At 65.8% G+C, this 15,916-nt stretch carries 12 protein-coding genes; 2 read left to right on the top strand and 10 right to left on the bottom strand.

The features are described 5' to 3' along the window. Window positions 1–5 precede the first annotated feature (5 nt). The 7 genes from frr to FPZ24_RS08430 form a co-directional block, all read right to left on the bottom strand. Window positions 6–563: a ribosome recycling factor gene (gene frr / locus FPZ24_RS08460; protein ID WP_146571048.1), complete on the bottom strand. Its 558-nt coding sequence runs from the start codon at window positions 561–563 to the stop codon at window positions 6–8. Between the two features lie 3 nt (window positions 564–566). Then, a complete protein-coding gene (gene pyrH / locus FPZ24_RS08455; protein ID WP_146571047.1) occupies window positions 567–1,295 on the bottom strand; it encodes a UMP kinase in 729 nt (242 codons plus the stop codon). Window positions 1,296–1,360: 65 nt separating this feature from the next. Beyond that, window positions 1,361–3,166: a tetratricopeptide repeat-containing sulfotransferase family protein gene (locus FPZ24_RS08450; RefSeq protein WP_146571044.1), complete on the bottom strand. Its 1,806-nt coding sequence runs from the start codon at window positions 3,164–3,166 to the stop codon at window positions 1,361–1,363. A 125-nt stretch (window positions 3,167–3,291) separates the two neighbouring features. Beyond that, on the bottom strand, window positions 3,292–4,224 hold the full coding sequence (gene tsf, locus FPZ24_RS08445) for a translation elongation factor Ts (RefSeq protein WP_146571042.1): 933 nt from the start codon (window positions 4,222–4,224) through the stop codon (window positions 3,292–3,294). Window positions 4,225–4,308: 84 nt separating this feature from the next. Beyond that, the gene (rpsB, locus tag FPZ24_RS08440; protein WP_146571040.1) at window positions 4,309–5,223 is read right to left on the bottom strand and encodes a 30S ribosomal protein S2; all 915 of its coding nucleotides are present in this window, start codon (window positions 5,221–5,223) and stop codon (window positions 4,309–4,311) included. A gap of 596 nt (window positions 5,224–5,819) precedes the next feature. Next, a complete protein-coding gene (locus FPZ24_RS08435; RefSeq protein ID WP_146571038.1) occupies window positions 5,820–6,638 on the bottom strand; it encodes a CDP-alcohol phosphatidyltransferase family protein in 819 nt (272 codons plus the stop codon). Next, the gene (locus tag FPZ24_RS08430; protein ID WP_146571036.1) at window positions 6,635–7,354 is read right to left on the bottom strand and encodes a phosphatidylserine decarboxylase; all 720 of its coding nucleotides are present in this window, start codon (window positions 7,352–7,354) and stop codon (window positions 6,635–6,637) included. Before FPZ24_RS08430 ends, FPZ24_RS08435 begins: the two co-directional genes overlap by 4 nt. A gap of 234 nt (window positions 7,355–7,588) precedes the next feature. On the opposite strand from FPZ24_RS08430, the gene FPZ24_RS08425 reads away from it, so the two are divergent. Further along, on the top strand, window positions 7,589–8,809 hold the full coding sequence (locus FPZ24_RS08425; RefSeq protein ID WP_146571034.1) for an NADP-dependent isocitrate dehydrogenase: 1,221 nt from the start codon (window positions 7,589–7,591) through the stop codon (window positions 8,807–8,809). Between the two features lie 82 nt (window positions 8,810–8,891). Here FPZ24_RS08425 and FPZ24_RS08420 read toward each other — a convergent pair whose 3' ends face one another. After that, the gene (locus FPZ24_RS08420; RefSeq protein WP_146571032.1) at window positions 8,892–10,094 is read right to left on the bottom strand and encodes an FAD-dependent oxidoreductase; all 1,203 of its coding nucleotides are present in this window, start codon (window positions 10,092–10,094) and stop codon (window positions 8,892–8,894) included. A 38-nt stretch (window positions 10,095–10,132) separates the two neighbouring features. Between FPZ24_RS08420 and FPZ24_RS08415 the strand changes: the two genes are divergently transcribed. Next, window positions 10,133–11,890: a cation:proton antiporter domain-containing protein gene (locus FPZ24_RS08415; protein ID WP_146571030.1), complete on the top strand. Its 1,758-nt coding sequence runs from the start codon at window positions 10,133–10,135 to the stop codon at window positions 11,888–11,890. Here the strand turns inward: FPZ24_RS08415 and alaS are convergent. Further along, complete coding sequence (alaS, locus tag FPZ24_RS08410; protein WP_146571028.1) at window positions 11,887–14,547, bottom strand: alanine--tRNA ligase; 2,661 nt, start codon at window positions 14,545–14,547, stop codon at window positions 11,887–11,889. The two genes, FPZ24_RS08415 and alaS, sit on opposite strands and share 4 nt — an antisense overlap. 45 nt (window positions 14,548–14,592) lie before the next feature. Then, entirely contained in the window at window positions 14,593–15,858 is a 1,266-nt protein-coding gene (locus tag FPZ24_RS08405) for a M24 family metallopeptidase (RefSeq protein WP_146571026.1), read from the bottom strand. Between the last annotated feature and the right edge of the window lie 58 nt (window positions 15,859–15,916).

The following is a 15,916-nucleotide window of genomic DNA, read 5'->3' as shown; positions in this document are numbered from 1 at the left end:
GGGCTTCACTGGCCCAGGATTTCCTTTTCCTTGGCCGAAGCCGCGGCGTCGATGTCGGCGATCGTGCTGTCGGTGACCTTCTGCACCTCGGTCTCGTGACGCTTGCGTTCGTCTTCCGAATAGACGCCCTTCTTCTCGTCGGTCTTCAGGCTGTCCATCCCGTCGCGGCGCACGTTGCGCGCGGCGATGCGGGCCTTTTCGGCGTATTGTCCGGCGAGCTTAGCCAGTTCCTTGCGGCGCTCCTCGGTTAGATCCGGGATCGGCAGGCGCAGCGTGTTGCCGTCGTTGATCGGATTGAGCCCCAGCCCCGCCGAGCGGATCGCCTTTTCGACCGGTCCGACGTTCGACTTGTCCCACACCTGCACCGACAGCATCCGCGGTTCCGGCACGGAGACCGTCGCGACCTGGTTGAGCGGCATGTGGCTGCCATAGACCTCGACCGTCACCGGATCGAGCAGCGCGGTCGACGCGCGGCCGGTGCGCAGGCCCGCCAGATCGTGCTTCAACGCCTCGACGCTACCCGCCATGCGGCGTTCGAGATCGGCCTTGTCATACGCCGCCATCGGTCATCCTTCCTTTTGTACGACCGTCGATACGCCTTCGCCGCGCAGGACCGAGGCGAGATTGCCCGGTTCGCGGATGTTGAAGACGACGATCGGAATATTGTTGTCGCGGCACAAGGCGATGGCGCTGGCGTCCATCACCTTCAGATTGTCTGCGAGGACCGTGTCGTAACTCACGGTTTCGTAGCGCTTCGCCGTCGGGTCCTTTTTCGGGTCGGCGTTGTAGACGCCGTCGACCGAGGTTCCCTTGAACAGCGCATCGCACTTCATTTCGGCCGCACGCAACGCAGCGCCGCTGTCGGTGGTAAAGAACGGCGAGCCGACGCCCGCCGCGAACACCACGACCCGCCCCTTTTCCAGGTGGCGTTCGGCGCGGCGGCGGATGAACGGTTCGCACACGCTCGACATCGGGATCGCCGACTGGACGCGCGTTTCGACGCCGATCTGCTCGAGCGCGTTCTGCACCGCCAGCGCGTTCATCACCGTCGCGAGCATACCCATGTAATCGGCGGTCGCGCGCTCGATGCCCTTCGCAGCAGCGGAGATACCGCGGAAGATGTTGCCGCCGCCGACGACGACGCAGAGTTCATGCCCGGCCGCTTGCGCATCCTTGATCTCGCCCGCGACGCGTGCCGTGACCGACGGATCGATCGCGAGCCCGCTTTCGCCGTCGCCCATCAGGACCTCGCCCGACAGTTTCAGGAGGATGCGTTTATAGGCTGGCACAGTCATCGATTCTCGCGGCGGAAAGGAGGCGGCGCGGACCTTAGGGGCGCGGGCGCGCGATGGGAAGGGCGTTACGGCGCCGCTGGGTAGCGCGCAAGCACCTCGCCGAGCGCTTCCTTCATCGGCCCCAGCCATGCCTCATAGTGCCGCCAATGGTCGACACCCTCGGTGTAGATCGGCCGGCGCACCTGTTCCGCGCTCGGCGTGGCGACCGCGCGCAAACTGGTGTGAAAATCGAGGCAGGCCGGATCGAACGGCACGCCGACGAAGTCGAGCATCCGCCGCAATTCGGCCTCCGGATCGGCGACGAGCTGTTCGTAGATCACGCGATGCACGAAGCCCGGCAGACGGTCGTCCCACAGCTGCATCATCCGGACATAGTCGGCGTAGAAGCGGCCGATATGGTCGATCGACGTGCTGAAGCTCAGGCCGCGCGGGAAATATTGCTTGAACACCGAAAAACCGCAGCCGAGCGGGTGACGGCGGACGTCGATGATCCTGGCATTGGGCAGGATCAGGCGGATCAGCCCGACATTCATGAAATTCATCGGCAATTTGTCGATGAAATACGGCCGGTCGGTCTGTCGCCAATGAGCCGCGCGGCGGAGATATTCCGCGCCGAGGCCGGCAAGCTGGTCGCTCGACAATTGCGCGAGATTGTCCGGATAGGGCGACCGCGCGGGATCGCGGTCAGCGCCCAGCATGCGCGCGATGCGCGGCAGTTCGGGCAATTCCAGCGTCCCTTCGATCGCCGGATGGCTTGCGAGCATCTGTTCGACCAGCGTCGAGCCCGACCGCGGCATACCGAGGATGAAGATCGGATCGGGCGCCGGATCGCCGCTCACCGCGCGCGCGTCGAGGAATTCGGACGTGAAGAAGGTGGTGCAGCGCTTCTCGAACGTCGCCAGCGCATCTGGATCGTGCGGTGCGTGGGCGAGCTGCATCGCGTTCCCGTCGCTGTAATGCGCGAAGGAGGCGGCATGGTCGGCACGCTCCTCCAGCGCCGAACCCAGCGCGAATTCCAGGCAGACGCGATCGGTCCCTGCAGGCGTCGGCTTCGCCAGTTCCGCCTGCATCGTCGCGATATCGGCATCGTCGAACCGGAACGATTTCAGGTTCGCGAGCCCCCACCAGCTCTCGCCCGTGCTCGGCGCCAGCGTCACGCTGCGGCGAAATGCGGCGATCGCGACGGGAATATCGCCGATCGTCTTCGACACGTTGCCCAGCGTCATCCACACCAGCGGCTGGTTGGGATCGTCGGCCAGCATCGCGTGATACGCCGCCGCCGCACCGGCATGATCGCCCAGCAGATCGAGCGTGGCGGCGCGGAGGTTGCAATAGCCGTGATGCACTGGATTGGCCGAGATCAGCCGGTCGAATTCCGCCAGCGCCTCGGGCAAATCACGATTGTCGTAGAAGATGCGCGCAAGTTGGGCGCGCGCGGGCTCGAACTCGGGCGCGATCTCCAGCGCATGGTTGAGGAAGCGCTTTGCATCGACGAGATTGCCGGCCCGCGTCGCGAGTTCCGCCAGCAGACAGATCGCCGCGATATCGGTCGGGACCTCTTTCAGCCGCGCGCGGATCAGGCCTTCCGCCGTCGCGAGCTTGTCCTGTTCGATCGCGGCGGCGGCGTCGGACAGCGGCGGCTTCGCCATCGCCAGCCGCGCGGCGCGATCGTGCGCGGCCGAGGATTTCGCGACGTCCCCCGCCTCGCGCAACGCCATGCCCAGCGAGCGCCAGGCTCCTTCGGCATTCGGTTGCAACGCCACCGCGCGCTCGAGCGCGGCGGCCGCATCGCGCCAGCGCTTCGCATCGACATGGCCTTGCGCGGCGGCGATCTCGGCATGGAAACGGGCGGCGGCGTCGGTATCGGTCATCGCGCGATCAAGCCGGGCGACGGTGCGGTGTCAATCGGCCCTAACCACGTTTGCGAGCACCGGAATCGAAAAGGGCCGCGTCTCGCGACACGGCCCTTCCCGGTTCTATCGCTGGCGACAGCCGTTTATGCGGGCTGCTTGACGCCCGAGGCGGCGGCGACTTCGGCGGCGAAGTCGCTCTCTTCCTTCTCGATGCCTTCGCCGAGCTGGAAGCGGACATAGTCCTTCAGCACGATCGGCGAACCCGCTTCCTTGGCGGCGTTGGCCACCACGGTCGCGATCGGCGTCTTGCCGTCCATCACGAACAACTGGCTGACCAGCGCGTTTTCCTTGCGATACTTGGCGATGCCGCCCTCGACCATCTTGGCGATGATGTCGGCCGGCTTGCCGCTCTCGGCCGCCTTTTCGGTCGCGATCGCGCGCTCGCGCTCGATCAGGTCCTGGTCGAGCCCGCTCTCGTCGAGCGCCAGCGGGAAGGCTGCCGCGATGTGCATCGCGATCTGCTTGCCGAGCGCGTTGAGCGTGTCGGTCGGCGCTTCGCTCTCGAGCGCGACCAGCACGCCGATCTTGCCGAGGCCCGGCGCCTGCGCGTTGTGGACGTACGGCACGACCGCGCCCTGCGAAACTTCGAGCCGCTTGGCGCGACGCAGGTTCTGGTTCTCGCCGATCGTGGCGATGTTGTTGGTCAGCGTTTCCTCGACGGTCTTCTCACCGAGCGAAGCGGCCTTGATCGTAGCGATATCGTCGCCCAGTTCGAGCGCGACCGAGGTCACGTCACGGACGAAGGTCTGGAACTGGTCGTTCTTCGCGACGAAGTCGGTTTCCGAGTTCACCTCAACCGCGGCGCCCGTGGTGCCGTTGACTTCGACGCCGACCAGACCCTCGGCCGCGGTGCGGCTCGACTTCTTGGCGGCGGCGGCCAAGCCCTTGGTGCGCAGCCAGTCCATCGCGGCGTCGAGATCGCCGTTGGTCTCGTTCAGCGCCTTCTTGCAATCCATCATGCCCGCGCCGCTCTTCTCGCGCAGGTCCTTGACCATCGCTGCCGTGATATCGGCCATCTCAAATTCCTCTAGGTTGAACACGAACGCGGCGGGACAGAGCCGTTGTCGCCCTGCCCCGCCGATGTTTCATTTCGACGACGCTCAGGCGTCGAGCTGGCGCTCGGCCTCGGCGGCCATTTCGGCCTGCTGCGCTTCGTCGGCGACGACCGGCTCGGCGTTCAGCGCTTCCTCGGCAACCGCTTCCGGCTCGGCCTTGGCGGCCTTGGCCTTCTTCGGTGCGGGGGCTTCCTCGGCAGCCGGTTCGACGGTCAACGCTTCCTCGACGGGCGCTTCGACCTGCGCGCCGAGATCGACGCCGGCCGATGCCTGGCGCTCCTGGCCACCACGGGTCGCGGCGATCGCGATCGCTTCGCAATACAGGCGGATGGCGCGCGCGGCGTCGTCGTTCGCCGGCACCGGGAACGCAATACCGTCCGGCGAGACGTTCGAATCGAGGATCGCGACGACCGGGATACCCAGCGTGTTGGCTTCCTTGATCGCCAGCTCTTCCTTGTTGGCGTCGATCACGAACATCACGTCGGGCACGCCGCCCATGTCGCGGATGCCGCCGAGCGACAGTTCGAGCTTGTCGCGCTCACGCGTCAGCTGCAGGACTTCCTTCTTGGTCAGGCCCATGGTGTCGCCCGACAGCTGCTCTTCGAGCGTCTTGAGGCGCTTGATCGAGTTGGAGATCGTCTTCCAGTTGGTGAGCATGCCGCCCAGCCAGCGGTGGTTGACGAAATGCTGGCCCGAACGGCGCGCGGCGTCCGCGATCGGATCCTGCGCCTGGCGCTTGGTGCCGACGAACAGCACCTTGCCGCCGGCGGCGACCGACGAGCTGACGAATTCGAGCGCGCGCGCGAACAGCGGCACGGTCTGCGACAGATCCAGAATGTGGACGCCGTTGCGGTCGCCAAAGATGTAGGGTTTCATCTTCGGGTTCCAGCGGTGGGTCTGGTGTCCGAAGTGCGCACCAGTCTCGATGAGCTGCTGCATGGTGACGACGGGTGCCGCCATAGGGATAACTCCTTCCGGTTGAGCCTCTGGGAAGCGGATGACGCGAACGAGCGAGCTCGCCGGCGCACCGGTTTATGTTGCTTCCCATGCGGGTTGAGGGCGCGCCGTTAGTCCAATGATATCGGGAAGGCAAGCCCCGGAGACGATATGCGCGTCGGATCGGTGGGAAGTTATCCACAATAGCGGAAGGTTGCTCGTTTCGTCGCGATGACGGGGCAATTTATCGTTACACTATCGTGACGTTATGGCGTCGGTTCGGATTCGCAACGGGCAAATCGGCCGTTTATTCCCGCTATGTTCTCATTTTCCGCTTGACGGCTGGAACATCAACAGAACATACAGCGATCATTAACAGGACGGGAACCTTTGGAATCGACGAACCGTTGGTTCCAGATCGGATCTAAGTCCGAATAAAAGGGAAGTCGCGATGATCGCCATTCTGACGTTCGCAGGTGCTCTGGGTGCTGCCGGGTTCGCTATCTACGCGACGGTCGCCCCCTCGCTGTCGAAAATCCAGGCCTCGTTGGCCGGTCAGGGCGGCGTATCGACCTTGCCCCCGCTTCCCGTTCGCCGCGCGTCGACCTTGCGGGTATCGGTCAGGCCGGCGGCGCAACCGACATATTGGCGCGCAGCCGCCTGACGCGCGCATATCCCGCGATACTGAACGGAATCGTCGCCAGATAGACGGCGCAGATCACGACCAGAGTCGGCCACGGCGCGGAGATCAGCGCCGCGCCGATCCCCACGATCACCACCAGCGCTTCGAACCGGATGCGGCGGCGCAAGCGCATCGACGACCAGCTGAGCGTCGCGACGCTCGACACCATCAGGACCGCCATAAACGCGACCCAGGGCGCGACGAGCCAGGGCGAGCGGAACAGCGGATCGTCGGTAATGAACCACAGATACATCGGCAGCATCGCGCCGATCGCCCCGGCCGGCGCCGGAATGCCGGTGAAATAGCCCGCCGCCTTGCGCGGCTGATCGGTCGCATCGATCGCCGCGTTGAACCGCGCGAGGCGAAGCGCGCAGAACACCGCGAAGAGCAGCGCGCACGCCCAGCCGAACTTCGGCGAATTCGTCAATGACCACAGATACAGGATCAGTGCGGGGGCAACCCCGAATGAAATCGCGTCGCTCAGCGAATCGAGCTCGGCTCCGAACCGGCTGGTGCCGCGGAGCAACCGCGCGACTTGCCCGTCGACCCCGTCCAGCGCGCTCGCGACCAGGATCATGATCACCGCCAATTGCCACTGGCTGGTGTCGTTCGAGACCGGTCCACCCGCCGCTGCAATCGCGAACCGCACGCCGGTCAGCCCCGAACACAAGGCTAGCGCCGTTAGCGCGTTGGGCGTGATCGTACGGAGCGGCAGCCCCTGCGGCTGACGCCGGCGCAACGGGCCGGGTGGCCTCACTGCGTGATCCCGCTCATCGCCTCACCGCCGATCTTGCCCAGCACCGTCTCGCCCGCGATCGCACGCTGGCCGAGCACCACTTGCGGCACGGTGTCGGCCGGCAGGAACACATCGACGCGGCTGCCGAAGCGGATCAGGCCGACGCGCTGGCCGACCGCGAGCATGTCGCCTTCCTTAACGAATGCCACGATCCGTCGCGCGACGAGGCCCGCAATCTGGGTGAAGCCGATCAGCCGCCCGTCCTTCCCTTCGACGACGATATGCTGACGCTCGTTCTCCTCGCTGGCCTTGTCGAGGTCGGCGTTCAGGAACTTGCCCGAGATATAGACGACCTGGCGGATCGTCCCGGCGATCGGCGTGCGGTTCACGTGCACGTCGAACACGCTCATGAAGATCGACACGCGGATCAGTGGCGTCGTCCCCAGGATCGCGAGTTCGGGCGGCGGCATGACCGGCTGGATCATCGTGATCAGCCCGTCGGCGGGTGCTACGACCAGCCCGTCGTTCTTCGGCGTAACGCGGATCGGATCGCGGAAGAAGGCCGCGACGCCCAGCGCAAGAAACGCGAGCGGCCAGAACAGCACGTTCCAGATGAGCAGGCTGAGCACCGCCGCGACTGCGACGATGATGACGTAACGTCGCCCTTCCGGATGCATGGCGGGAAAGTGCCATTTCACCGTGGGCTGTGCCGTTTCCGGCGGATCGATCGAAGGCATTGGCCCCGTCTAACCGCCTTATGCGGGTAAGACAACGTGACGCTTTCCTACACGGCATCGCTTGCGCTACATTCCCTCGGTTACGTTCTGACATTGCCGGCTTTTCGGCAAGGGGCGCGCCGGTCTGAACACACCGCGTTAGTGTCAACTTGGTGTCAACTTAGGCCACGCGCTTGACCCCCCTCCCCGCTTCCTCTTAGAGCCGCCCGCAAACCTCCCAATCAGGAAATGAGCATGGCCAAGATCAAGGTGAAGACGCCCGTCGTGGAGATCGACGGCGACGAAATGACGCGGATCATCTGGGAATGGATCCGCGAGCGCCTGATCAAGCCGTATCTCGACATCGACCTCGATTATTACGACCTGGGCATCGAACATCGCGACGCGACCGACGATCAGGTGACGATCGACGCCGCCCACGCGACGCAGAAGTACGGCGTCGCGGTGAAGTGCGCGACGATCACCCCCGACGAAGCGCGCGTCGAGGAATTCGGCCTGAAGGCCATGTGGAAGTCGCCCAACGGCACGATCCGCAACATCCTGGGCGGCACGATCTTCCGCGAACCGATCGTCATTTCGAACGTGCCGCGCCTGATCCCCGGCTGGACAAAGCCGATCGTCGTCGGCCGCCACGCCTTCGGCGACCAGTATCGTGCGACCGATTTCCGCGTCCCCGGCCCCGGCAAGCTGACGATCAGCTGGGTCGGCACCAACGGCGAGAAGATCGAAAAGGACGTGTTCGACTTCCCGTCGTCGGGCGTCGCCATGGCGATGTACAATCTCGACGATTCGATCCGCGACTTCGCACGGGCGTCGATGCATTACGGCCTCAACCTCGGCTGGCCGGTCTATCTGTCCACCAAGAACACCATCCTCAAGGCCTATGACGGCCGCTTCAAGGACCTGTTCCAGGAAGTGTTCGACGCCGAGTTCGCCGACAAGTTCAAGGCCGCGAACATCGTCTACGAACACCGCCTGATCGACGACATGGTCGCCTCGGCGCTCAAGTGGAGCGGCGAGTTCGTCTGGGCCTGCAAGAACTACGACGGCGACGTCCAGTCGGATCAGGTCGCGCAGGGCTTCGGCTCGCTCGGGCTGATGACCTCGGTCCTGCTCTCGCCCGACGGCAAGACGGTCGAGGCGGAAGCCGCGCACGGCACCGTCACGCGCCACTATCGCCAGCATCAGCAGGGCAAGGCGACCTCTACCAACCCGATCGCGTCGATCTTCGCCTGGACCGGCGGCCTCAAATATCGCGGCAAGTTCGACGACACGCCCGACGTGACGCGCTTCGCCGAGGAACTGGAGAAGGTCTGCATCGAGACCGTGGAAAGCGGCAAGATGACCAAGGACCTCGCGCTGTTGATCGGCCCCGATCAGGCGTGGATGACCACCGAACAGTTCTTCGAGGCGATCCGCGAGAACCTCGAAACCAAGATGGCGAATTGGGCCTGATCACCCGTCACCCCAGCGAAAGCTGGGGTCTCGTGCCGTATCGTGCCATCGCCTGAGATCCCAGCGTTCGCTGGGATGACGGTTATGAAAGAGCTTCCGGCGACCGGACATGCTCCGGCCGGAAGCCCATGCCGATCACCCGTGCCGGGATGCGGCGTAGCAGCGGGATGCGGTCGAGCAGCTTGGCGACGAGCGGCGGGCCGTCGAGCGGTGTCGTGCTCGCCAGCAACGGCGCGATGATCGCGTCCTGCGCCAGCTTCTGCATCCCTTGGGTCAGCTTGACCGCCCGGATGCGACGGTCGTGGACCTGGTGCAGCAGCGGGTCGGGATCCTCTCCCGCCACCATCGGCGCCGCGAGCAGGTTCGCCGCCGCTACCGCGTCCTGCACCGCCAGGTTGATCCCGACCCCGCCGATCGGCGACATCGCGTGCGCCGCATCGCCGATCACCAGCAGGCCCGGTCGGTTCCAATTCTCGAGCCGATCGACCGTTACCGTCAGCAACTTGACGTCGTCCCAGCTACCGACGCCCTGATCGACCGTCGCGGTCTCGGGGCCGATCTTGCGGACGCGATCGCGAAAGGCGTCCAATCCTTCCGCCCTGATCCTCTCCGCCCCGCCCTTCGGAAACACGAACGCGCATTGATAATAGTCGCCGCGATCGATCATCACGAACAGCGTACCGGTATCGAACACGCCCATCGTTTCGTTGTCGGGACGGGCGGCCTTGGGAATGCGGAACCAGAACACGTCCATCGGCGCGCCGATCACCGTCGCGGACAGCCCGGCGCGATGCCGCGAATCGCGCCCGTCGCAGGCGATCGTCAGCCGCGCGCGAATCTCTTCCCCGTTCGCTGTCCGGACGCCGGCGACACGCCCACTTTCTTCGATCAGGCTCGCTCCTTCGCAACTCTGGCGCAGCGTGAAGGTCGGGTAACGCCGCGCCGCATCCGCCACGAAATCGAGGAAATCCCATTGCGGCATCAACGCGACGTACGGCGCCGGCACATGGAGATGCGTCATATCCACGATGCGCATGTCGCGCCCTGCGATCCGCGCGCTCAGCCGGTGCAGCTTCTGGTGCGGTCGCTTGAGGAGTTCGTCGAGCAGCCCCAACTCGCTGAAGATACGCAACGTCGACGGATGCACCGTGTCGCCGCGGAAATCGCGCAGGAAATCCTTGTGCTTTTCCAGCACGACGGTGCGCAACCCGGCGCGCGCGAACAGCAATCCGGCGACCATCCCGGCCGGCCCGCCGCCGATTATACAGATGTCGGTGTCACTCATGGCCTGACAAATGCCTCCCGGCCTGCTTTGATGCGATCATGGCAATGGGTTTAGATAACACAGGTTTCAGCGACGCGCTGGTGATCCTCGGCGCGGCGGGCATCGTGATCCCGGCGTTCGCGCGTTTCAAGGTCAGTCCGGTGATCGGCTTCATCCTCGTCGGGATGCTGGTCGGACCCGCCGGGCTGGGCACGTTGGTGAAGCAGCAGCCCTGGCTCTACCACTTCACGATCACCGACCCGCACTCGATCGAGCCGTTCGCCGAGTTCGGGATCACCCTGCTGCTGTTTTCGATCGGGTTAGAGCTGTCGCTCAAGCGGCTATGGGGCATGCGCAGCGCGGTATTCGGCGTCGGCGCGGCGGAACTGTTCGGGTGCGCAGCGGTAATCGGCGGCGCGTTGCTGGTCGGGGGCAATAGCTGGACGGCGGGGCTTGGCCTGGGTCTCGCCCTCGCCTTGTCGTCGACCGCCCTGGTCCTGCCGATCGCCGGGACCGAAAGCCCGGTGGGGCGTAGCGCATTCGCGATGCTGCTGTTCGAGGATCTGGCGCTGGTGCCGATCATCTTTGTGCTCGCGGCACTCGGTGGCGGTGCGGCGAGCGGGGTGTTCAACACCCTGCTTTGGGGCGCGGTCAGCATCGCCGCGATCTTCCTGGTCGGCCGCTTCGTCCTGCCGCGGCTATTCGCGCAGGCCGCGCGCACCAAGAGCCCCGAACTGTTCCTCGCCATCTCGCTGCTGGTGGTGATCGTCGCCAGTCTAGCGACGTCGGCGGCCGGCCTGTCGCCGATCGTCGGCGCGCTGCTCGCCGGTCTGCTGATCGCCGAAACCGAATATCACAGCGAAGTCGAAGTCATCACCGCGCCGTTCAAGGGGCTTGCGCTCGGCGTGTTCCTGATCACCGTCGGCATGAGCCTGAACCTCGAAACGTTGCTCGCCAACTGGACCGACTTCGTACTGGCACTCGCCGGCGTGGTCGCGGCTAAATCGCTGGTGACGTTCCTGCTGCTGCGACTGTCGGGCGCGCGGAGCGGCACGGCGGCGGAAACCAGCCTGTTAATGTCGAGCCCGTCCGAAACCACCTTGATCGTGCTCGGCACCGCAGCATCGGCGGGACTGATAGCGGCGGGCGACGCGGCGTTCTGGCAGACGGTGACCGCACTCGGATTGACGATCACCCCAGCACTCGCCGAAATCGGCCGCGTCGTCGCTCGCCGGATCGAAGCGCGCGAAGGCGTCGGCGCGGACCTCCAGATCGACGACGAAGGCCCCGGCACCGTGGTGATCGGCTTCGGCCGCGTCGGGAAGATGGTGGCCGACATGCTCAAAGAGCATGGCCAGCCTTATCTGGCCGTCGAGGCGGATATCGACGCCGCCAAGATCGCCCGGCGCGACGGCTATTCGGTCGTGTTCGGCGATGTCGCGCGCAGCGAGCTGGTCGACCGCCTCAACCTCGGCCGCGCCAAGGCGCTCGTGCTGACGATGGACGACCCGGTGCTGACCGTCCGCCTCACCAAACGCGTGCGCGGATGGGTGCCAGGGCTCACGATCGTCGCCCGCGCGCGCGATGCTGCCCACGCCGCCGAGCTGTACAAAGCCGGCGTCACCGATGCGGTACCCGAAACGCTCGAAAGCTCGCTGCAACTGTCCGAAGCCGTATTGGTCGACCTCGGCGTCGCAATGGGGCCCGTGATCGCTTCCATTCACGAAAAGCGCGACGAATTGCGCAAGGAAATCAAGGAGGCCGCCGACATGACTCGCGAGCCGCGACTCAAAAGAGCGCGCCGCAGCGAAGCTTAGCCGGCCAACGCCGCCTTCACCACCGCGACCGCGTCGTCACCCTTGGTACCGTCCGGCCCGCCGCCCTGCGCCATGTCGGGGCGGCCGCCGCCGCCCTGGCCGCCGAGCGCCACGACCGCCTGTTTGAGCAGATCGACCGCATTGAGCCGTGCGGTCAGATCGTCGGTCACGCCGACCGCGACCGACGCGCGGCCGTCGTTGACCGCGACGATCATCGCGACGCCCGACCCGATCCGCTGCTTGGCCTCATCGACCGCGCCGCGCAGGCCTTTCGGGTCGAGCCCATCGACCACCTGGCCGACGAAATTGACGCCGCCGACCTGTTCGGGTCCGGCCGGTGCGGCACCGCCGCCGCCGCCAAGCGCGAGCGCTTTCTTCGCCTCGGCAAGTTCGCGTTCGAGCCGGCGGCGGTCCTCGACCAGTTGCGCGACGCGGGCCGGCACCTCGTCGGGCGACGACTTCAGCGCCGCGGCAGCTTCACGCAGCTTCTCGTCGCGGCTGGCGAGGTAGGTGCGCGCCGCTTCGCCGGTCAGCGCTTCGACGCGTCGCACGCCCGACGACACCGCGCCTTCGCTCACGACCTTGAACAGCCCAATATCGCCGGTCGCGTTGACATGCGTGCCGCCGCACAGTTCGAGGCTGTAGATCTTCTGCCCCCCATTTTCGTCATTGGCACGCCCCATCGACACGACGCGGACCTCGTCGCCGTATTTCTCGCCGAACAGCGCCATCGCGCCCTCGGCGATCGCCTCGTCGGGCGTCATCAGCCGCGTCGACACTGCGTCGTTCTGACGGATATAGGCGTTCACGTCGGCTTCGACCGCCGCCAGCGCGTCGGCCTCGACCGCCACCGGTTGCGAGAAGTCGAAGCGCAGCCGGTCGGGCGCGACCAGCGATCCCTTCTGCGCGACATGTGTGCCGAGCCGCTCGCGCAGCGCCGCGTGCAATAGGTGCGTAGCGGAGTGGTTGGCCCGGATCGCGTTGCGGCGCTCGCCATCGACCACGAGGTGCACGGCGTCGCCGACCGCGATCTCGCCGCTTTCGATCTTGGTCCGGTGCGCCCAAACGCGCCCGAGATGCTTGGCCGTGTCGAACACGCGGCCCTTGAAGCCCTTGTCGGTCGTCGCGATCCCGGCGTCGCCGACCTGGCCGCCGCTTTCGGCATAGAACGGGGTCTGGTTGAGCACGATATCGACCTCGTCGCCCGCACTCGCGCGATCGACCCGGGCGCCGCCCTTGACCAGCGCGACGACCTCACCCTCGCCTTGCTCCGACGTGTAGCCCGTAAACTCCGTCCCGCCCTTTTCCTCGGCGAGGTCGAACCACAGTTCGTCCGAGCCCTTGTCGCCCGACCCCTTCCATGCGGCACGCGCGGCCCGCTTTTGTTCGGCCATCGCGGCGTCGAACGCTTCGCGATCCACCTGCAAGCCCTGCGCGCGCAAGGCGTCCTCAGTCAGGTCGTACGGGAAGCCGTACGTGTCGTAGAGCTTGAACGCGGTCTCGCCCGACAGCGTCGTGCCGGCGGCCATGCCCGCAGTCGCCTCGTCGAGCAGCTTGAGCCCCTTGTCGAGCGTCTTGCGGAACTGCGTTTCTTCCTGCTGCAGCGTCGCTTCGATCAGCGGCTGCGCGCGGACGAGTTCGGGATAGGCCGCACCCATCTCCGCGACCAATGCCGGCACCAGCCGGTGCATCAACGGGTCTTTCGCCCCCAGCAGATGCGCATGCCGCATCGCGCGACGCATGATCCGGCGGAGCACATAGCCGCGTCCCTCATTCGCGGGCAGCACGCCGTCCGCCACCAGAAAACCCGAGGTACGCAGATGGTCGGCGATCACGCGATGGCTCGCCTGGTTGTCGCCGGTCGTCGCGGTGTGCGTCAGCGCGCCCGATGCGGCGATCAGCGCCTTGAACGTGTCGGTGTCATAATTGTCGTGGACGCCCTGCATCACCGCGGCGATGCGTTCGAGCCCCATGCCGGTGTCGATCGACGGCTTGGGCAGGCCACCGATGATCTCGTCGTTTTCCTGCAGAAACTGCATGAAGACCAGGTTCCATATCTCGACGAAGCGATCGCCGTCCTCGTCGGGGCTGCCCGGAGGTCCGCCGGGAATGTGATCGCCATGGTCGAAGAATATCTCGGAACACGGCCCGCACGGTCCGTCCGATCCCATCGCCCAGAAATTGTCCTTGGTCGCGATGCGGATGATGCGCTCGTCGGGCAGGCCGGCGATCTTCTTCCACAGGTCGTACGCGTCGTCGTCGGTATGATAGACGGTGACGGTCAGGCGATCCTTCGCGATCCCCCATTCCTTCGTCAGCAGATTCCATGCGAGCGTAATCGCACGGTCCTTGAAATAATCGCCGAACGAGAAATTGCCGAGCATTTCGAAGAACGTATGGTGCCGCGCCGTATAGCCTACATTGTCGAGGTCGTTATGCTTGCCGCCCGCCCGCACGCACTTCTGGCCCGACGTCGCGGTGGAATAAGGCCGCGTTTCCAGGCCGATGAAAACGTTCTTGAACGGCACCATTCCGGCGTTGACGAACATCAGGGTCGGGTCGTTCTGCGGCACCAGCGGCGCCGACGGGACGACGCTGTGCCCCTCCTTGCCGAAATAATCGAGGAAGCCGCGGCGGATGTCGTTGGTCGATGTCATGCACGGCGACTTAGGCAACGCCGCGCGCCTTGCCAAGCGAGCGTGTCAGCCGAACGGCTGGTCGATCGACGGTGGCGGGGTGCTGAACCATTTCGGGCCGGTATCGGTCATGTGGAAGCAATCCTCCAGCCGCACGCCGAACTTGCCGGGAATGTAGATGCCGGGCTCGTTCGAAAAGCACATGCCGGGTGCGAGCCTGGTCGTTTCGCCGCGCACTAGATTGACCGGTTCGTGCCCGTCTAGCCCGATGCCATGTCCCGTGCGGTGCGAACAGCCGGGCAGCTTGTACCCCGGCCCGTAGCCGAACCCTTCGTAGAGTTTGCGCACGGCGTCATCGACGCTGCCGGCCGGAACGCCAAGCTTCGCCGCCGCGAGCGCGGTCTGCTGCCCTTGGTGCGCCTGATCCCACACCATCCGCTGTTCCTTGCTCGCGCTGCCGAGCACGAAGGTGCGCGACACGTCGGACTGATAGCCCTGCACCGTGCAGCCGCAATCCATCAGCACGATCTCGCCATCGGCCACGCGATGCACCGCCTGCGTACCGTGCGGATAGGCGGCCGCCTCCCCGATCAGGATCAGACTGAATTCGGGATCGCCGCCGAGCTTCCCCGTCGCGGCGTTCATCAGCGCGCCGATGTCGCGCCCCGTCATGCCCTTTTCGATTCGCGGATAGGTCCAGCGATACGCCGCGATCGTGATATCGGTCGCCAACTGCATCAGCGCGAGCTCGGTCGGCGTCTTGATCATCCGGCAGCCGCGCACGACGGGGTTCCCCGACACGATCTTGGCGCCCGGGAGCGCACGCGCGAGCATGTCCGGGATGAAGAAACGGACGGTTTCCTCGATCGCGACTGGTCTGGCGGCGAGCTTTCGGTCGCGCAGGAAACCGGCGACGACCTTGAGCGGATCCTCGTCCTCCTGCCAGACGCGCACCTCGGCCGGGATCGCGAGCGTTTCGCGCATCCGCGGTTCTTCGAAAAAGGGCGACACGATGCACGGTTCGCCCTCGGCGGGCAGCACCGCGAGCATCGCGCGTTCGCTGCGGCCCCAGCGGATGCCGGTGAAATAGATCAGGCTCGACCCCGGCTCGATCAGTACCGCGCCGATCCCGTTCGCCTTCATCAGCGTCTGCGCCTTCGCCAGCCGGCGCGCGCGTTCGTCGGGACCGATCGGCGTCACGCCCGACGTCATGTCCTTCAACGCGGACAGATCGGGCTCGGCGGCACGCGCGGCGGCCGAGACGACCAAGGGCGCGACGGCGGCCGCGGCGAGGACGGCGCGGCGAGCGGGCGAAAAGCGGGGATCGGGCATGGTGGCGACGATACGGCGCTTGACCCGGCGGCGACAATCCCCTTCCCTATCGGCCGAA

This window comes from Sphingomonas panacisoli (genome assembly GCF_007859635.1).
Classification (GTDB): domain Bacteria; phylum Pseudomonadota; class Alphaproteobacteria; order Sphingomonadales; family Sphingomonadaceae; genus Sphingomonas; species Sphingomonas panacisoli.
This window is presented reverse-complemented; position numbering and strand designations above follow the sequence as displayed.

Excerpts from the sequence above, each read along its gene's own strand:
- frr (WP_146571048.1), bottom strand. The coding sequence starts at position 563 with ATGGCGGCGTATGACAAGGCCGATCTCGAACGCCGCATGGCGGGTAGC.
- pyrH (WP_146571047.1), bottom strand. The coding sequence starts at position 1,295 with ATGACTGTGCCAGCCTATAAACGCATCCTCCTGAAACTGTCGGGCGAG.
- FPZ24_RS08450 (WP_146571044.1), bottom strand. The coding sequence starts at position 3,166 with ATGACCGATACCGACGCCGCCGCCCGTTTCCATGCCGAGATCGCCGCC.
- tsf (WP_146571042.1), bottom strand. The coding sequence starts at position 4,224 with ATGGCCGATATCACGGCAGCGATGGTCAAGGACCTGCGCGAGAAGAGC.
- rpsB (WP_146571040.1), bottom strand. The coding sequence starts at position 5,223 with ATGGCGGCACCCGTCGTCACCATGCAGCAGCTCATCGAGACTGGTGCG.
- FPZ24_RS08430 (WP_146571036.1), bottom strand. The coding sequence starts at position 7,354 with ATGCCTTCGATCGATCCGCCGGAAACGGCACAGCCCACGGTGAAATGG.
- FPZ24_RS08425 (WP_146571034.1), top strand. The coding sequence starts at position 7,589 with ATGGCCAAGATCAAGGTGAAGACGCCCGTCGTGGAGATCGACGGCGAC.
- FPZ24_RS08420 (WP_146571032.1), bottom strand. The coding sequence starts at position 10,094 with ATGAGTGACACCGACATCTGTATAATCGGCGGCGGGCCGGCCGGGATG.
- FPZ24_RS08415 (WP_146571030.1), top strand. The coding sequence starts at position 10,133 with ATGGCAATGGGTTTAGATAACACAGGTTTCAGCGACGCGCTGGTGATC.
- alaS (WP_146571028.1), bottom strand. The coding sequence starts at position 14,547 with ATGACATCGACCAACGACATCCGCCGCGGCTTCCTCGATTATTTCGGC.
- FPZ24_RS08405 (WP_146571026.1), bottom strand. The coding sequence starts at position 15,858 with ATGCCCGATCCCCGCTTTTCGCCCGCTCGCCGCGCCGTCCTCGCCGCG.